Origin of the sequence: Shewanella sp. MBTL60-007, from assembly GCF_019654915.1 — a bacterium.
GTDB lineage: Bacteria > Pseudomonadota > Gammaproteobacteria > Enterobacterales > Shewanellaceae > Shewanella.
Map to the genome: position 1 here is coordinate 29,652 of NZ_BPET01000046.1, position 17,956 is coordinate 47,607.

At 43.2% G+C, this 17,956-nt stretch carries 11 protein-coding genes; 6 read left to right on the top strand and 5 right to left on the bottom strand.

Annotated features, from left to right (window positions below; all coding sequences use genetic code 11):
- Window positions 1–15 precede the first annotated feature (15 nt).
- Window positions 16–1,458: a sodium/pantothenate symporter gene (gene panF / locus K5Q92_RS16830; RefSeq protein ID WP_220770086.1), complete on the bottom strand. Its 1,443-nt coding sequence runs from the start codon at window positions 1,456–1,458 to the stop codon at window positions 16–18.
- 615 nt (window positions 1,459–2,073) lie between these two features.
- On the opposite strand from panF, the gene K5Q92_RS16835 reads away from it, so the two are divergent.
- The gene (locus K5Q92_RS16835) at window positions 2,074–2,979 is read left to right on the top strand and encodes a LysR family transcriptional regulator (RefSeq protein WP_220770087.1); all 906 of its coding nucleotides are present in this window, start codon (window positions 2,074–2,076) and stop codon (window positions 2,977–2,979) included.
- A gap of 48 nt (window positions 2,980–3,027) precedes the next feature.
- Here the strand turns inward: K5Q92_RS16835 and focA are convergent, their stop codons facing one another.
- Window positions 3,028–4,509, bottom strand: a complete 1,482-nt coding sequence (gene focA / locus K5Q92_RS16840; protein ID WP_220770088.1) for a formate transporter FocA — start codon at window positions 4,507–4,509, stop codon at window positions 3,028–3,030.
- A gap of 922 nt (window positions 4,510–5,431) precedes the next feature.
- Between focA and K5Q92_RS16845 the strand changes: the two genes are divergently transcribed.
- The 3 genes from K5Q92_RS16845 to pflA all read left to right on the top strand — a co-directional run bounded on the left by K5Q92_RS16845 (window position 5,432) and on the right by pflA (window position 10,606).
- Window positions 5,432–6,964: a DUF3360 family protein gene (locus tag K5Q92_RS16845; RefSeq protein ID WP_220770089.1), complete on the top strand. Its 1,533-nt coding sequence runs from the start codon at window positions 5,432–5,434 to the stop codon at window positions 6,962–6,964.
- 554 nt (window positions 6,965–7,518) lie between these two features.
- Window positions 7,519–9,801 carry a formate C-acetyltransferase gene (pflB, locus tag K5Q92_RS16850; protein ID WP_220770090.1) on the top strand — a complete coding sequence of 761 codons (2,283 nt, stop codon included), beginning with the start codon at window positions 7,519–7,521 and terminating at the stop codon, window positions 9,799–9,801.
- 64 nt (window positions 9,802–9,865) lie between these two features.
- Entirely contained in the window at window positions 9,866–10,606 is a 741-nt protein-coding gene (gene pflA, locus K5Q92_RS16855) for a pyruvate formate lyase 1-activating protein (protein ID WP_220770091.1), read from the top strand.
- A gap of 26 nt (window positions 10,607–10,632) precedes the next feature.
- Here the strand turns inward: pflA and yfbV are convergent, their stop codons facing one another.
- Window positions 10,633–11,076, bottom strand: a complete 444-nt coding sequence (gene yfbV / locus K5Q92_RS16860) for a terminus macrodomain insulation protein YfbV (protein WP_220770092.1) — start codon at window positions 11,074–11,076, stop codon at window positions 10,633–10,635.
- Window positions 11,077–11,271: 195 nt separating this feature from the next.
- On the opposite strand from yfbV, the gene ackA reads away from it, so the two are divergent.
- Both ackA and pta read left to right on the top strand, forming a co-directional pair.
- Window positions 11,272–12,468, top strand: a complete 1,197-nt coding sequence (ackA, locus tag K5Q92_RS16865) for an acetate kinase (protein WP_220770093.1) — start codon at window positions 11,272–11,274, stop codon at window positions 12,466–12,468.
- A 106-nt stretch (window positions 12,469–12,574) separates the two neighbouring features.
- Window positions 12,575–14,722, top strand: coding sequence for a phosphate acetyltransferase (pta, locus tag K5Q92_RS16870; protein WP_220770094.1), 2,148 nt, complete (start codon window positions 12,575–12,577; stop codon window positions 14,720–14,722).
- Window positions 14,723–15,044: 322 nt separating this feature from the next.
- On the opposite strand, the gene K5Q92_RS16875 is transcribed toward pta, so the two are convergent.
- Window positions 15,045–17,132, bottom strand: a complete 2,088-nt coding sequence (locus K5Q92_RS16875; RefSeq protein WP_220770095.1) for a peptidase domain-containing ABC transporter — start codon at window positions 17,130–17,132, stop codon at window positions 15,045–15,047.
- Window positions 17,133–17,222: 90 nt separating this feature from the next.
- The gene (locus K5Q92_RS16880; RefSeq protein ID WP_220770096.1) at window positions 17,223–17,600 is read right to left on the bottom strand and encodes a hypothetical protein; all 378 of its coding nucleotides are present in this window, start codon (window positions 17,598–17,600) and stop codon (window positions 17,223–17,225) included.
- Window positions 17,601–17,956: the final 356 nt, after the last annotated feature.

The window sequence follows — 17,956 nt, forward strand, 5'->3', positions numbered from 1 at the left end:
AGTTAACCATCTACATTAACGACTCGCAACAGAGCGCTTAACATAGGCTTGACTAATAAAGTGACTTATTACCAGCATTAACAAGGAAAATAGTAATGCAGGCACAATGGGGTGAATGTTTAAAATCAAGGGCACCTGCCACTGCAACATAAGGTAACTCACCATACCACTGCACATAGCGACTAAGGCTGTGTGGCCACTCACCGAAGGCCAAAACATCCCAGCGATAATCGGCCATAGGAATACAGCCTGCAAAGCGCCAAAGGCTGCAAGGTTGATCCAAACTATCATATCTGGTGGTTTTACAGCCCAAAAGCAGGCTAACGCTGTAATAACCAACATTACCACTTGAGTCATTCGTACTTGGGTTGTCGCACTCATTGTAGGCCTTGCTTTGACCACACCATCACGAACGATACTGACCGCCGATTGCAGCAACATAGAGTCCACCGATGACATCACAGCCGCTATTGGCGCTGCAAGCAACACCCCTGCCCAAAATGGATTCATCAGCTGCCCAATTAAGGTAGGCATGATCTGATCCGGTACCGTAAGGTTTGGAAATAGTGCGCGGCCAAGAAAGCCACATAGATGTGGGATCAACGTCATCAAGAAACAGATAATCGTTCCCCAAAGCATACCGCGCTTTAACGACAGCGGATCTTTAACTGCAAGCAGTCTCACAATGGTATGAGGTAAGCCCATGGTGCCAAAACAGATCAGAACCCAAAACGACAACATCATAGGCCAGCCTAAAAAGTCATCCACCCCATGAGGACTCAGTAGTTCAGGAGTTTTAGCCGTTTCTATCATCAACTTAGCACTTAAATCCGGCTGACTTAATAGGACAATCAGCAAGATGATGACCCCGAGCAGCATCACAACTCCTTGAAGCGCATCGGTGAGCACTACCGCTCTAAATCCTCCGGTTAAAGTATAGGCTAAGACAGTTAACACAAATACGCCTAAACCTAACTCATAACTGATCCCCGTAACGCCAGATAACAGCCTTGCTCCACCGATAAATTGCACAGAGATCATAGCGATAAAGCCAACGACCAAACTCAACATGGCAAGCGTGCTCAACCAACTATTGTTATAACGTTCGTCAAGCCATTCAATAATCGTGCTGTACTGCTTCTTTTGTGCGAGAAATTTAGGCCCTAAAACCCCTAAAGTAAGAATAACCACTGGAACCTGAATCACGGCAAGCCATACCCAGCCGAGTCCAAATTTATAAGCGGCGCCGGGGCCACCAATAAATGAGCCCGCACTTGTGTACGTTGCGACCAGAGTCAATGCTAACAGTGGGCCACTAAGAAAGGCACCACCAATAAAGAAGCGTTTAGCTTTATCATCACAAAACTGCTGAGACTGGTTAGCTTGGCGTGCACTCCAAACTCGGGTGATCACTAAGCTTAACGCTAGATAAATTAATACAGGTAATAGGCTAGTCATGGTCTGCTTCCGCCGCCCCAATAACCTTGGTAAGTAAAAAGCTAAGACTCACAACTAATAAGAGCGGTGCTGCGACACAAGAAAACCAAAACCAAAGTGGCAAGCCATACCAGTTCCCTAGTTCGCTTAACCATAATGGACCGGAGCACCAAAGAAGAAAGTAACTCGATGTGAGTATTAATGAGGTTTTAGTAAGCAAGCTCATAAGTGTGAAGGCCACAGCTAAGAAATTTTTAAGCGCGCAATTTTAATCAATAATAGCTCTGGATGCTAGACACAGCTTAAGAGACCAGGAACTGAGTTCAAAATAACGCAGAGATAATCACTTAAAGTCACAGTTAACCGCTAACGTGCTATACGCTCGACTTATTTCTCTTACGTAATTTAAAACAGAGAAAGCATGTAACCATAGGATAAAAGGGGAAAAACTTAATATAAACTTAAATATATCTCGATATACCTAAAAAGGGTGAGGAGCCTCTAAATTCTACTACAGCAACCCATAGCGCTACTTGTTACGTCTCTATACACACTCTAAAATCGAGTCTTGAACCATCAATTTTATTGATAGTTTCAGTTATCGTTATTTTCATATAGGGAAGCCGCAGGTAACAGATGAAGTATTCACTCAAGCAAATCACCGTTTTTGACGCCGTAGCAAGCCTAGAAAGTGTTAGCGCTGCAGCAAGAAAATTATCGATGACCCAATCGGCAGTCAGTATGTCACTCGCACAATTGGAAAATCTGCTAGGGCGTCCACTTTTTATCCGCCAAGGAAACCGGTTAACATTAAGCCATTGGGGAAACTGGTTACGCCCTAAAGCAAGACGCTTGCTGCAAGAGGCGCAACATATTGAATTTGGCCTTCACGAACAACACCTTATCAGCGGCCAGTTCAGGTTGTGCTCAAGCCAGACTGCTGCAGAACACTTGCTCCCTGAACTTATCAGTAAAATTGATACTGATTTTCCCGAGTTACGAATCGATCTGTCGGTAGAAAACACCGAAAATGTCATTGAAGGCTTACTCAACTATGAGTTTGATCTTGGAATTATTGAGGGGCGCAACGATGACTCCAGATTGCATAAAGAGCGATGGATTGACGATCATCTAGTCGTTATTTCATCTCCCAATCATCCCTATGCAAAATATGAAAGCGCCAGCTTATCTCAACTTGAGCAAGCAAAATGGGTTTTACGAGAACAAGGTGCTGGAACAAGAAGAATATTCGAAGGAGCAATTCACGGCATTATTGAAAAACTTAATGTCTGGAAAGAATACGAGCAGGTATCGGTCTTAAAAGCTTTAGTTAAAAATGGACAGTATATTAGCAGTCTACCCTACCTAGATGTGGAGAAGGAGGTTGCTAATGGTGAGTTGGTGATCCTACCTACCCCTCAAATTAATATGCAACGCCACCTATCTTTCATCTGGCGCGCAGACTCAGGTGAAAACCCTTTACGGGACTGTATTATTACAGAAGCCAAGAGACTAAGCCGTATTCGACAAATGAAAAGCTAAAAAAAAACGGGACGATATCGTCCCGTTTGGTAGTGCTAAATGATAAATTTAGACTCTGTAAACATCACATACTTTTTTAGCTATCGCTTCCCGGGTGATCACACCACATAGTAACCCGTTATCCAAAACAGGAAAGACGCTTGGCTTATCGGCTGACGCGTTGCGTAAACGCTCTTCATAACTCTTAAAGGTATTACCCGTTAAGATCCCATACTCATTTACCGGGAATAGCTTATTACGATCAACAACCATTAACTCGATTAGCTCAGCGACCGAGTCTTGTGGCGATAGCGTCATGACTTCAGTTTGCATCAGATCACTAACCTTATATGACACTCCTCTAGCAAACTCCTCAGACCAAAGGCTGCGCAGTAGATCTTGCTGTGAGATAAAACCAAGCAAACGTTTACTTTCATCGAGAACTGGTGCACTTCGACACTCATTATCAGCAAGTAAGCTCAAGGCGGAATATACAGATAAATCTGAAGAAAGCGTCAATGGAGTTGGGTTCATAAGGTCTTTTACAGATAGTTTCTTAATTATTTTAGGCATTTTAGCAAGTACTCCAGAAGTTGGGATTTGATGTATTTGGGCAGATATTTCACGTTGTGGGGCGCTATGGACTGAGCAAGCATTGACGCTTTGAGCCGACTTTTCGATAAGCCAGTAACCCAAGCCAACAAAAAGCCCACCGCCGACGATATTTCCTAAGGTCACGGGAATGAGGTTATTAAAAATAAAATTGCTAAGAGTCAGATCAGCGAATTTATCGGGACTGATATTCAAGGCTTCAAACCAACTAGGATCGGCAAATTGGTGTATGGTGATCCCTAAAGGCACCATAAACAGGTTTGCAATGCTGTGCTCAAAGCCGCTACTGACAAACATCGCAACAGGCAGCATAAGTAAGATCGCCTTGGTAAGAGCGTCACGACTCGAAAAAGTCATCCACACTCCTAAGCAAACCAACATATTGCACAATATGCCTAGAACGAAGGCCTGCCCCCAACTGTGGTGCAACTTATGCTGTGCAATTTGTAGCGCATTTAGTCCCCACAGCCCGCCATCGAGTTCGTGCATTCGAGCTGACATAATCAAGCTCAACATGATGACGGCCCCAATTAAGTTACCTAGGTATACTCGGCCCCAACATTTAATGAGTTCCCCTGTCGTAACAAGCTTCTGAGCCCAGGCTACGCTACTAAGAACCGTACTGGTAAAGAGCTCCCCACCACAGATAACCACTAACATCAGGCCTAAACTAAATGCTAATCCTCCTGCAAGACGAACTAACCCCCAAGCGCCATCGCTTCCAGTTGTCACCGTGATATAAAAAACAAATGCCAGCGCAATAAAAGCACCTGCAAAGGCCGCTAAACCGAACGATTGCCATGCAGATTTAATCACCTTCGCCTTACCATATTGCTCGGCCTGTTGGTACAAACTCTGTAATTCCGGCTTGGGAGACGCAACACTTTGTTGTATCGGGTTAACTAACATCGGCCCTTTAGCCGCATGATTAGAAGACATTCATTCCACTCCAAATGGAAATGAAGAAATTTGTCATTTTCATTACTCTATTGCCCATTTTTATCTACTAAGTTGTTGTTTTGTAGCTACAACTATAGTGAGTAAAATAACGCAATAAAATTTGATAATAATCATAATCAGTATCAAATTTGCTGATACCACACGGGAAGTTTGAAATATTCAGGAAATAAACTTGGAGTTGCTAATGCATTGTTATTGCTGGATTTAACATCAAGTAGGTACCCCCCATAAATGAACAACAAACTAAAAAGCGACAATAGAGGATAAGGGGACAACTAAAATCTTTAACATAACTAGGAGGGGTTGGCCTTAGGTATCAAGATTCCTGAAACTAAAAGACGGGTGAAAGCAAGACTGAAAAAACCGACTAGCGTCCGCACCATTTTAACTCAGCAAAGCCAAAACATGAGATCCGCAGCACAAAATAAATAATTAACCACCCCACCCCGATCACACTACAATAAGATGTGCAACAAAGAGCAAACAACGACGTGTTATCGCGCCACGACTCACACATATTATAAAATAGTGATCAGCGACCAACGCAATAAATATGCCGTACCCTTATTTGTTTAGCGATCCCTGTATAAGTTGTTAACTGGATCTCAAATAGCTTAATCACCTCATTCAAGAATATTGATACTTAATGAAGACCGCACTGCTATGTGTTAATATTTCAGGGGTAAATTGGTCTTACCAATTAGAAAATAAAATTGTAAAGGAAGACAACTGTATAGTAGACAAAACTAGGAATTCTGTTTTGTTATATCGTGCAGCTAAGTTAACTCTGTAAACAGTGCAGCTAAGTGAGCTCCGAATACTTAAGTTAATACTCAAGGACCACTAAAAGTTGTCATCGAATTAGATGAATCACTATGTTCTTCTCGGAGAATGAGAAACTATGTCAGAAACAGTGAAAAACGAACAAATGGAAGACTCGGCAAAATCTTATCGAGAGCTTCACCGTCCAGCGTCTGAGTTTGAAACTCGTGAAGAGTACTTAGACAATGAACTGAAAATCATGAAGCCTAGACGTTGGGGCCTAAACCTTCCCGGTCGTGATTTCCGTTTTGAATGGGAAGATTTCGTCCCAGCTATCGCAGGTACAATTGGTATTACCGTAATGTACTCAGCCGTTATGGCTGCATGGGCCGCAGGCCTAAGCGAAAGATGGGATCATATTAACCTAGGCGCAGAGTTTGCGACTCAGGTTGTTCGCGTTGAAATGCTTATTCCAGCACTTCTATTCTGTATCCTCAGCTCAGGCTTTTTCAACCCAAAAGCTAACTTAGCCGGTAACCATGGTCCAATGATCCCACTTATCGGTGCGATTGCCTTGGCTGGCGCTCACCCATTAGCTCTTGCGATCTTATTGGGGATGTTCGGTCTCATATTAAGCTACGTAAAAGGTGGCTCTCGCTTAGTCAACTTAACCAGTAGCGGCGTTGCCGGTGGTCTATTAGTCTTCCTTGGCTTTATGGGAGCTGAAGGTCAAATTAGTTCACTGTTTGAATGGGCTGGTAATTTGCAGTCTAAACATAACCTTGATTACAGCCTAGGTTATGTCGCCTTCTTCATCCTTCTTGCCAATGTGATCTTATATGCCGTACTAGCAAAGATCGGTAAGCGTTGGTTAGCAATTCCATTATGCTCTATTGCTGCGGTTGCAATGGCGTTCGGCCTAGGTGCAGGACTAGATCTACAATTTGTAACAGAGCCTGGCATTCCAAACCTAAACCCTGTGTACTGGTGGGGTTCAACGGAACACGGTTGGCAGTTAGGACTACCTAACCTGCAACATTTCATTGCTTCTCTGCCTTTTGCAATCTTAGCTGTAGCTATGTGGTCTCCTGATTTCTTAGGTCACCGCATTTTCCAAGAGCTTAACTACCCTAAAGGTGCAGACAAGGTGTTAATGGATGTTGATGACACTATGACGACTTGTTCACTACGTCAAATCGTTGGTACAGCAGTGGGCGGTGGTAACATCACTTCATCTTGGGGCACTTATATGATCCCTGCTGCAACGGCAAAACGTCCAATCCCTGCCGGTGCAATCCTACTGGGTCTCCTATGTATCATCGTTGCTATCATTGGCTATCCTATGGATATCGCGGTATGGCAACCAGTAATGTCTATCGCACTGCTTGTTGGCGTATTCTTGCCTCTACTTGAAGCAGGTATGCAGATGGTAAAAGACACCCAAAGCAGCCAGTCTGCTGGTATCTGTATTTTTGCCTCTTTTGTTGCCAACCCAGTACTAGCTTGGGCATTAACTATGTTCCTAGACAATAACGGACTGATCGGTGACAAAGAGCGTCCTAAAACGCTATCTGTCGTTGACCGTATCGTTATTCCAGGTCTTGCCTTCGTGATCTGTCTAGCTGCTATGCTTGCAGTTGGTATGATCCCAGGTATCCCTGCTCTTTTATAAGAGAAATAGCGAGAAGAGTCCTCTCTTCTCGCGACCTAACACTCCCATTGATTTTACCAATACTGATAAACAACAGCCTAGAAAATAGCATTGTTGGTTAACTGACTACTTAGCACTTACAGAGTGATTGTTGTTGAGATTAATCAAATGTTTAAATCTTGCTTACTTAATTAGTAACAGCTGTTTCAGTAAAAAACATTAGTGTTAGGTTGAAACATTGCTTTGGTTAAAAATTGATACATGGACGACAGTTTTTAAAATTAGCAGAGCAAACTAAGCGTATTAAGATGCAGGCTATCTCTGCTTATGTTAATATACTTATGGTTAATTGGTCTTACCAATTTATCGATACCGATCTTCTTCGTATACGGATCATTTTTCATATCGGTATCAAATGGACAGAACATTCCGAGATATAAAACTCGGGACCAGTTTCCTCAGCAGATTTGTTTTGAGGGAGCTTTTTAAGACTTAACTATTGGTGTATCGCACGCCTCGTTTTGAGCCTATATCGATACCCAATAACCTTATCTCAAACAGAAGGTAATAGTACGATGACCGAAAAAACTGAACAGTTTGCAGCCGCGTGGGAAGGTTTCACCGCTGGCGATTGGAAAACTGAAGTCAATGTGCGTGACTTTATTCAAGCTAACTACACTCCTTATGAAGGCGATGAGTCTTTCCTTGCCGGCGCTACTGAAGCAACAACCGAACTTTGGGACAAAGTTATGGTTGGTATCAAGGAAGAGAACCGTACTCACGCGCCAGTTGATTTTGATACCAAGCGCGTATCAACTATCACTTCTCATGAAGCCGGTTACATCACTAAAGATCTAGAAACTATCGTTGGTCTACAAACAGAAGCTCCGCTTAAGCGTGCTATGTTGCCAAACGGTGGTATTCGTATGGTTGAAGGTTCTTGCGCTGCATACGGCCGTGAACTAGACGCTGACGTTAAATACGTATACTCAGAACTACGTAAGACGCACAACCAAGGCGTGTTCGATATCTACACTCCAGAAATCATGCGTTGCCGTAAGTCTGGTGTATTGACTGGTTTACCAGATGCATACGGTCGTGGCCGTATCATTGGTGACTACCGTCGTGTTGCACTATACGGTATCGACTTCCTAATGCAGGACAAGTTTGCTCAGTTCACTTCTCTGCAAGCTGATTTCGAAGCAGGTGAAAACTTGTCTTACACTATGCAACTTCGTGAAGAAATTGCAGAGCAGCACAAAGCACTAGGTCAAATGAAGAAGATGGCAGCAAGCTACGGCTTCGACATCTCTCTACCTGCGACTAACGCTCAAGAAGCTATCCAGTGGACTTACTTCGGCTACCTAGCTGCTGTTAAGAGCCAAAACGGTGCGGCTATGTCTTTAGGCCGTACTTCTAGCTTCCTAGATATCTTCATTGAACGCGACATCAAAAATGGCGTGATCACTGAGCAACAAGCTCAAGAAATGGTTGACCACTTCGTAATGAAGCTACGTATGGTTCGTTTCCTACGTACTCCAGAATACGATGAGCTATTCTCTGGCGACCCAATCTGGGCTACTGAGTCTATCGCTGGTATGGGTCTTGACGGTCGTACACTTGTAACTAAGTCTAGCTTCCGTTTCCTACACACCCTATACAACATGGGTCCTAGCCCTGAGCCAAACATCACGGTTCTATGGTCTGAGCAACTACCGCTAAACTTCAAGAAGTACGCGGCTAAAGTATCTATCGATACTAGCTCTATCCAGTACGAAAACGATGACCTAATGCGTCCAGATTTCGAATCTGACGACTACGCTATCGCATGTTGTGTAAGCCCAATGGTTGTTGGTAAGCACATGCAGTTCTTCGGCGCGCGTGCAAACCTTGCCAAGACTATGCTTTACGCTATCAACGGTGGTGTTGACGAAAAACTTAACGCTCAAATCGGTCCTAAGTCTGCTCCAATCACAGACGAAGTTCTGAACTTTGATGACGTTATGGGTCGTTTAGACACTATGATGGACTGGTTAGCAACACAGTATGTGTCTGCACTAAACGCTATCCACTTCATGCACGACAAGTACTCTTATGAATCAGCTCTAATGGCGCTTCATGACAGAGACGTACGTCGTACTATGGCGTGTGGTATCGCAGGTCTTTCTATCACTGCTGACTCTCTAGCTGCGATTAAGTACGCAACTGTTAAGCCAATCCGTGATGAAAACGGCATTGCTGTAGACTTCGACATCGAAGGCGATTATCCAAAGTTCGGTAACAACGACCCACGTGTTGATGATATCGCAACTGAATTGGTTGAGCGCTTCATGGCGAAGATCCGCAAAATGAAGATGTACCGTGATGCGATCCCAACTCAGTCTATTCTTACTATTACTTCTAACGTTGTTTACGGTAAGAAGACAGGTAACACACCTGACGGTCGTCGCGCTGGTGCTCCATTCGCTCCAGGTGCTAACCCAATGCACGGTCGTGATGAAAAAGGCGCAATTGCTTCTTTAACATCAGTTGCTAAACTACCATTTGCTCACGCACAAGACGGTATCTCTTACACATTCTCTATCGTACCTAACGCACTAGGTAAAGATGATGATGCTCGTAAGGCTAACCTAGCTGCGCTTATGGATGGTTACTTCGCTCACAACGATAACCGTGAAGGTGGTCAACACTTAAACGTTAACGTTATGAACCGCGAAATGCTTGAAGATGCAGTGGTTAACCCAGATAAGTACCCACAGCTAACGATTCGTGTTTCAGGTTATGCAGTACGCTTTAACTCGCTAACACCAGAGCAGCAGCAAGACGTTATCACACGTACCTTCACTAAAGGTCTGTAAGTTTAATTAAGTGTCGATTCGGCTGATGCAACGCTAAGCGTTCATCAGCCCCACAGGAGTAAAAATGGCAGTAATCGGTCGTATTCATTCAATTGAATCCTTCGGAACAGTAGATGGGCCTGGCATCCGGTTTATCACCTTTATGCAAGGCTGCTTAATGCGCTGTCTCTACTGTCATAACCGCGACACTTGGGACTTACACGGTGGTAAAGAAATGAAAGTCGATGACCTGATGAGTCAAATCATCGGTTATCGACCTTTTCTCGAAGCCAGCGGCGGTGGTGTAACCGCAAGTGGCGGAGAAGCCATACTACAAGCTGAATTCGTTGCTGAACTTTTTAAAGCCTGTAAGAAAGAAGGTATTCATACCTGTCTTGATACCAATGGCTTTGTTAGAAAGCACACACCAATTATCGATGAATTACTCGATAACACAGATTTAGTGTTACTGGATATCAAACAGATTGATGATGCAAAGCATATCGATCTTACCAATGTCAGTAACCAGCGCACGCTGCAGTTTGCAGAACACTTGCATAAGCGTGGGCAAAAAACATGGATTAGATATGTGGTTGTTGGCGGATATACCGATGATATCCCATCAGCACAGGCTCTAGCCGAATTTGTTAAACCTATGACTAACGTGGAAAAAGTCGAACTATTACCCTACCACGAACTAGGTAAGCACAAATGGGAAGCTATGGGTGTGGACTATGAGTTAAATGATATCTCTCCACCAAGCACAGAAACCATGGAGCAAATTAAGAAAGTCTTTACTGATATGGGAATAAACGCGGTTTATTAACCGCGTTGTAATGCTTATAGCCTAAGCTAAAGCTCTTCCCAGTAACTGGCGTCTAAACGTTCGAAAGCGGCTTTTAATATGAGTGCCATATCGAAGTAACACGCTTTAGCGCCAAGGGGCCGACAATTTACGCCCAATTGCATTAATTTAGTCGATAACTGGTTACCCCAGTCTAGTAATGAGAGCGGTAAAGGATGGCGAGAACGCCAACCGAGCCAGAGTAAGCCTTGAACAGGCAAGCTCATAAAGAACAGTGCGATAGTTATCGCCTGGGGCAGATAGCTCCAGCCATGCAAATACAACTGACTCGCCGCAGCCAAAAGCGCCAGTAATGGCATTAAAGGCAATGCTAGTTTAGTGGCTCGCATAACGCGATACTCAGGAAAGTAATAACTGAGTTGTCGAACCATAGGCCAGGTCTTCATATAACGTCGACCCTCGCCCAATGTTTTGAGAACTTGAATGCTCAACGATGGCACCTATAAATAAAATTAACAGCCTAACTTTAGCATAAACACTCAGTCTGCCCCAAGGGCTAGCACTGAGTATGACACCATTTTGCTCTTTTAAAGAGCATACTTTACGACTTCGGCTATAGTTGCCATATGAAGTTTTGTTATCCGGTGAGTCAAACGGCTTCACCATTTATTGCGAAAGGTTTAAACATGTCAAACAAACTGGTATTGGTGCTTAACTGTGGTAGTTCATCTCTAAAGTTTGCAGTAATTGATGCGCTAACTGGCGATGATCAAATTTCAGGTCTAGCTGAGTGTTTTGGTCTTGAAGATTCAAGAATCAAGTGGAAAGTTAACGGCCAAAAGAGTGAAGCTAGCCTAGGTGCTTTTACCGCTCACAGAGAAGCTGTTGAATACATTGTTAACGACATTCTAGGTGCTTACCCAGAAATCGCTGCTGAAATCCAAGCTGTTGGTCACCGTGTTGTTCACGGTGGTGAAAAGTTCACTCACTCAGTAATTATTGACGAAACTGTTGTTCAAGGTATTGAAGATTGTGCCACTTTAGCACCGCTTCACAACCCAGCTCACTTGATCGGTATTCGTGCTGCACAAGCATCTTTCCCAACACTACCACAAGTTGCTGTGTTCGATACTGCATTCCACCAAACTATGCCAGAAAAAGCGTACATCTATGCGCTTCCATACAAGCTATACCGCGAAAACGCAATCCGTCGTTATGGCATGCACGGTACTAGCCACCTATTCATCAGCCGCGAAGCTGCTGCTGCACTAGGTAAAGACGAAGCTGACACAAACATCATTTGTGCTCACTTAGGTAACGGCGCATCTGTTACTGCTATTAAAGGCGGTAAGAGTGTTGATACTTCTATGGGTCTTACTCCACTAGAAGGTTTGGTAATGGGTACACGTTGTGGTGACGTTGATCCTTCAGTTATCTTCCACCTAGTTAACCGTTTAGGTTACACACTAGACGAAGTTGAGTCAGTACTTAACAAACAAAGTGGTCTACTAGGTATTTCTGAACTTACTAACGATTGCCGTGGCATCGAAGAAGGTTTCGAAAAAGGCCATAAAGGCGCTACTCTAGCACTTGAGATCTTCTGCTACCGTCTAGCTAAGTACATCGCTTCTTACACTGTGCCACTAGAGCGTCTTGACGCTGTAGTATTCACTGGTGGTATCGGTGAAAACTCAGACCTAATCCGTGAGAAAGTACTTAACTCTCTAGCTATCTTCAACTTCAACGTAGACAAAGAGCGTAACGCTGCTGCTCGTTTTGGTAACGGTGGCCAGATCACATCTGACGAAGGTACTGTTGCTTTGGTAATTCCTACTAACGAAGAGTGGGTTATTGCACAAGACGCAATCGAGTTGATCAAGTAACTGACGCTTAACATCGATGCAGCTAATACTTTGTATTAGCTGCTGTTAGCGCAGTTTAGTTTTTAGTCATACAATGTATGACATCATCGAGTTTTAAGAGGTCATTATGTCTCGTAACATCATGCTCATTCCAGTAGGCACAGGAGTTGGTTTAACTTCTATAAGCCTAGGTATGGTTCGTGCACTAGAGCGTCACGGCGTTAAAGTACGCTTTTTCAAGCCTATCGCCCAACAGCGCCCAACTGATACTGGCCCAGAGCGTTCAACAACGATTCTGAGCAAGTCTCCAACGGTTAATCCTCTCGAGCCTTTCGAGATGGAGCACGCAGAAAAGCTGATCCGTGCGGATCAAACTGACGTGTTAATGGAACAGATCATTGCTCGCGCAACTGAGTGTGCTGACGATACTGAAACTTTAATTGTGGAAGGTTTGGTTCAGACTCGTAATCACCCATTCTCTGATGATGTTAACCATGCTATCGCTAAGGCACTCGATGCTGATATCATTTTTGTTGCCACTCCTGGCAATGAAAGCCCAACAGCATTGATGAACCGCCTAGAGATTTCTCATAACTCTTGGGGTGGCAGCGAGAACAAACGTCTAATTGGCGCCATTATCAACAAGATCGGTGCTCCAGTTGATGACGAAGGCCGTGCGCGCCCTGACCTATCAGAAGTTTTTGATCATGACGAAATGCCACGTCCAGATGCGGCAAGCATGTTCCAACTTCCAGGTAAGAGCCCACTACGTATTTTAGGTAGCGTGCCTTACAACCTAGATCTCGTTGCACCACGTGCATCAGATCTTGCTAAGCACTTAAGCGCTAAGATCATCAACGCTGGTGAGATGAACACTCGCCGTATGCGTAAAGTGACTTTCTGTGCTCGCAGCATTCCAAATATGGTTACCCATATTAAAACTGATTCACTACTTGTGACTTCTGGCGATCGCTCTGACGTTATCGTATCTGCATGTCTTGCATCAATGAACGGTGTTAAAGTCGGCGCCTTGCTGCTAACTGGTGGCTATGAACCAGAGCCTCAGATCATGGAGCTATGTGAACAAGCATTCGAAACGGGTCTTCCAGTATTCCTAATCGATACTAACACTTGGCAGACAGCCCTAAACATCCAGCGTTTCGATCACGAAGTGCCTGTTGATGACGCAGTACGTATTGAACAAGTTCAAGAGTTTGTTGCTAGCCATATCGACCAAAGCTGGGTTGAAAGCATCACTAAGAACTCACCACGTGAACACCGTCTATCGCCACCAGCATTCCGTTACAAGCTAACAGAACTTGCTCGTGCTGCACGTAAGACAGTTGTTCTACCAGAAGGTGATGAGCCAAGAACCATCGAAGCTGCAGCTATCTGTGCTGAACGTGGTATTGCGCGTTGTGTACTTCTAGGTAACCGTGAAGAGATCGAGCGTATTGCAAGCCAGCAGGGTGTTGTATTAGGTGAAGGCGTTGAAATCGTTGATCCAGAAGCATCGCGTAGCCGTTATGTTGAAGCTATGGTTGAACTACGCCGCGGCAAAGGCCTAACTGAAGTTGTTGCTAAAGAGCAGCTAGAAGACAACATGGTACTAGGTACTATGATGCTAGCTCAAGGCGAAGTTGACGGTATCGTTTCTGGTGCAGTAAACACCACAGCGAACACCATTCGTCCGCCACTACAGTTAATTAAAACTGCACCAGGTTCTAGCCTTGTATCTTCAATCTTCTTCATGTTGATGCCAGATCAAGTTTACATCTACGGTGACTGTGCGATTAACCCAGATCCAAATGCAGAGCAGCTAGCTGATATCGCAATTCAATCTGCAGAATCTGCAATTGCATTCGGTATTGAGCCACGCGTTGCTATGATCAGCTACTCTACAGGTAGCTCAGGTACGGGTTCTGACGTTGATAAAGTACGTGAAGCTACACGTATCGCTAAAGAGAAGCGTCCTGATCTGATGATCGACGGTCCACTACAGTACGATGCGGCAGTTATGCCAAACGTTGCTCGCTCAAAAGCGCCTGACAGCCCTGTAGCAGGTCAAGCGACTGTATTCGTATTCCCAGATCTAAACACGGGTAACACGACATACAAGGCGGTACAGCGTAGTGCAGATTTGATCTCTATTGGCCCAATGCTTCAAGGTATGCGTAAGCCAGTAAACGATCTATCTCGCGGTGCATTAGTTGACGATATCGTTTACACCATCGCTCTAACAGCGATTCAAGCTGCTCAAAACGAACAAGCTTAATTAGCGTTTAGCTAAATCCATTAAAAAGCCTGCTATCGCAGGCTTTTTTGTATCTATCGCAAACGTATTCGTTACTGATAAGTTGAGCTAGCATAATGATGAGCATCATAGCTATAAAGCTACGTTCATCACCTCCCCCACTACACTGTTTCCCCCTAAGAGGTGGTTACACAGAAGCGTTGAACTTGCTTTATTCCATGCCCCCACAAACCTTGCGCCTCGCAAACCTGTTAAACACTACTAGCTAATCATATCTCTTATGCAAAAAGCTAAGGTGAAATTTGTCCATAAGACTCGGGGCAGTCCACGTTAGAAAATACAACTAATAATTCCTTAGCAAACCATTAGTATTTAAATTATAAACTTTATCCACATGCTCCAAGGTCGATTCCCTGTGGGTAACAATAATTCTTGTAACAGGAAGGCGATCAATACTTGCATTAACTCGTTGCTCATTATCAAAATCCAAGTTACTTGTGGCTTCATCTAATACTAATATGTAAGGTCTTTGGTAAATCGCTCTTGCCAATAAAACTCGTTGTACTTGTCCACCAGATAATTGAACTCCCATATCTCCAATTAAAGTCTGGTATGCCATAGGTAGCGCTTCAATTTCATTATGTATTGATGCAAGTTTACATGATTGCTCAACTTTCAAAGGATCATACACTTCATCAAAAAATGAAATGTTGTCGGCTAAAGTTCCTGATAATAAAGTATCATTTTGCATAACGCTGCCAACTAGTTTCCTATATTTTACCAAACCAATTTTTCTGATATCAACACAATCAAATAATACTCGTCCTGTCGTCGGCTCTAGTAAACCTAAAATTATTTTTAACAACGTCGTTTTACCGCTTCCTGAAACCCCTGTTATCGCAATATTGTCACCAAATTCAATAGTAAGATTTACATTTTCAAACAATACCGGAGATTTAGCCCCGTATCTAAAGCTAATGTTTTCAAGCTCGATACGCCCAGCCACTTTATTTGCGAGCCCCAAGCCCTTACGATTAGCCTCTGTCGATTCCAGAGCGATATCCGATAGCCTAGATAGGTGAATATCCAGCATTTTGAATGAAACAAAGCTATCTATCAGACCGCTAACTCTTGAAGAAAATTGACCTTTATATGCAATAAAAGCCATCATCATTCCTATTGATAGAACTCCTTCCATTACAAAGTTGGCAGCCAAATAGATAACAAGCATATTTTCAACGGCAAGCACTATGGTATTAACCGATGAAAAGCCTAGGGACCACAAAGACCCCCTTATCCCTAAATTAACCACATCCGAATATAGAGACAGCCATTCATTTTTACGTTTGTCTTCATGCCCGTGTAATCGTATCGCTTGAATCGAGCGAACTCCTTCAAGAAAAAAACTATCTTCCTTTGCTGATGCAGCAATGAATTCCTCAGAGTTCCGCTTAAATGGGCGATAGAAGGCCCACCTTAGAAGTGCATATATCAAAACAGCCAAAATTGCTATAAATGTCAGTTTTGGACTATATACGTACATCATAATCAACGTTGTCATCACCATTAATCCGTCTAGCACTACGCTGACAAACGTTGAAGTAATAAAAGACTGAATAGCACTTTGAGAGCCAAAACGGCTGACAATATCACCAATATGGCGCTTTTCAAACCAAGTTATTGGCAACCTAATTAAATGAGAAAACAGCCCAGAGCTCCACTGGATATTTAGGTGACTTTGTATATGTAAACCAATTAAGTCTCGTAAAATACTGGTTACGAGTGATACAACTGCCACCATTAAAAAGGCAATAAACAACAGCACAAGTAGCTCTCTATCTTGATTGACTATCACATCGTCAATAACCAATTGCATGTAGTAAGGTGAAGCGAGAGCAAAAAGCTGCAACAGTGCAGAAGCCACAAATATTTTGAATAGCCCCGATTTCAAACCCACACTAGCTTTCCAAAAAGGGCTTAATCTTAAACCTGAAACTCGTGACTCTTTAGTGAAATTAACTGTAGGAAAAAACTCCACAGCTATTCCTGTATAATGTTTTTTAAACTCTTCAATAGAGTAAGTTATCTTGCCAATAGCTGGGTCATGAATAACAACAGATTGCTTACGGTATTTTGTTAAAACAACGAAGTGATTCAAATCCCAATGTAAAACACAGGGTAAACGAAGTTGACCAAGCTCGCTGACAGCAGCCTGCAATGGTCTGGAGTCTAACTCAATCCGCTCGGCATACTCACATAGTGTCCGAACAGACATACCTGACTCACTATAACCAAGCTCTTTTCTTAAAGTAATCAAGTTAGTTTTTCGCTGATAAAAACTTGATATCATTGCAAGGCAGGCTATCCCACACTCGCTACTTTCAGACTGGTAAATGACAGGGCATTTTTTTGTTGTCAAAAGGGAAAACATTACATTCCAAAACCAATACTTTTCTACTAAAAGAGTTAAGCTCTTTAAACTACTGTGAATGGCTTAAAGAGCTTTATTGAATATCAATAACTAGAATGGCAATAAACTCTTGGGCCAACTACTCCCTCCACCCAAATTCCCCCCTCTGGAGAAAGGAGACGGCCAATACCGATTAAGCCCTGATGGCATGCCAGATTCACTTGGGGAGCCAGCCGGGTAACCTGGTCGATTATTACATGCGTCAGTTACGGCACTACCAACTATTGTTCCAGCAGCTGCTGCCCCGCCAATAGTGATAGGGTTAGAACCACCTACTGAAGCAACAGCCCCTCCAGCAATAGCGCCTAATGCTGCGCAACCAGGTGAGCCACTTCCGGAAGTAACAGCTGCACCAACAGCTCCACCGACAACATTACTGACTCCCCCCCCGCAAATAATATCTTGTTCTTGTTTACTTAGTTCTTTCATTTTACTTCTCCTTGGTAATCATTATTTTTATGTGTATTGAATAAATACATAACGCCTTTACAAGGCAACACCAACCAACACACATTTAATGATAATCATTTAAAATAAACAAATTAACTATTTGTAACCAAATACATTCCATTGCGGAATGCATACCACATAAAAATAAACTGCACTTAACACCGTTATTAATAGTGGCTTTCCAAAACATAAAACAAGCCCTTATTTATAACTGCACTCACCTCCTTAAGTTTTATCACGACCGCCTTATTTAATTACATCTCAAACCATATTTATAAACATAAGCAAACTCAACAAAAGAAAAAATAACAAGCGGAATACAAAACAAATTTATA

Excerpts from the sequence above, each read along its gene's own strand:
- pflB (WP_220770090.1), top strand. The coding sequence starts at position 7,519 with ATGACCGAAAAAACTGAACAGTTTGCAGCCGCGTGGGAAGGTTTCACC.
- K5Q92_RS16835 (WP_220770087.1), top strand. The coding sequence starts at position 2,074 with ATGAAGTATTCACTCAAGCAAATCACCGTTTTTGACGCCGTAGCAAGC.
- panF (WP_220770086.1), bottom strand. The coding sequence starts at position 1,458 with ATGACTAGCCTATTACCTGTATTAATTTATCTAGCGTTAAGCTTAGTG.
- pflA (WP_220770091.1), top strand. The coding sequence starts at position 9,866 with ATGGCAGTAATCGGTCGTATTCATTCAATTGAATCCTTCGGAACAGTA.
- focA (WP_220770088.1), bottom strand. The coding sequence starts at position 4,509 with ATGTCTTCTAATCATGCGGCTAAAGGGCCGATGTTAGTTAACCCGATA.
- K5Q92_RS16880 (WP_220770096.1), bottom strand. The coding sequence starts at position 17,600 with ATGAAAGAACTAAGTAAACAAGAACAAGATATTATTTGCGGGGGGGGA.
- ackA (WP_220770093.1), top strand. The coding sequence starts at position 11,272 with ATGTCAAACAAACTGGTATTGGTGCTTAACTGTGGTAGTTCATCTCTA.
- K5Q92_RS16845 (WP_220770089.1), top strand. The coding sequence starts at position 5,432 with ATGTCAGAAACAGTGAAAAACGAACAAATGGAAGACTCGGCAAAATCT.
- pta (WP_220770094.1), top strand. The coding sequence starts at position 12,575 with ATGTCTCGTAACATCATGCTCATTCCAGTAGGCACAGGAGTTGGTTTA.
- K5Q92_RS16875 (WP_220770095.1), bottom strand. The coding sequence starts at position 17,132 with ATGTTTTCCCTTTTGACAACAAAAAAATGCCCTGTCATTTACCAGTCT.